The sequence below is a fragment of the Dactylosporangium aurantiacum genome (genome assembly GCF_000716715.1).
GTDB lineage: Bacteria > Actinomycetota > Actinomycetes > Mycobacteriales > Micromonosporaceae > Dactylosporangium > Dactylosporangium aurantiacum.
The window spans coordinates 1-238 of sequence record NZ_JNYJ01000206.1; the positions used below are offsets into that span (position 1 = coordinate 1).

The following is a 238-nucleotide window of genomic DNA, read 5'->3' on the forward strand; positions in this document are numbered from 1 at the left end:
CCGCAGCAACGCGTCCGTCGTCGACGGCGTCATCCCCTGCGCGCCGTCACGCAGCCGGGACAACAACGACTCACCGACATGCGTGACCTTCTCCAGACGGTTGAACGCCAGGAACCCCGAAGTGCCCTTGATCGTGTGAATCGTGCGGAAGATCGAGGACAGCAGCTCCCGCGACCCCGGCGCCGCCTCCAACGCCACCAGGTCCCGGTCCAACTGGTCCAGGTTCTCGTGCGACTCC

1 protein-coding gene is annotated in these 238 nt (G+C 66.4%); it reads right to left on the reverse strand.

Annotation, left to right across the window (positions count from 1 at the left end):
• Positions 1-238: Hpt domain-containing protein (locus tag OP18_RS50925; protein ID WP_033368083.1), on the reverse strand; the 238-nt coding region annotated here is incomplete at both ends.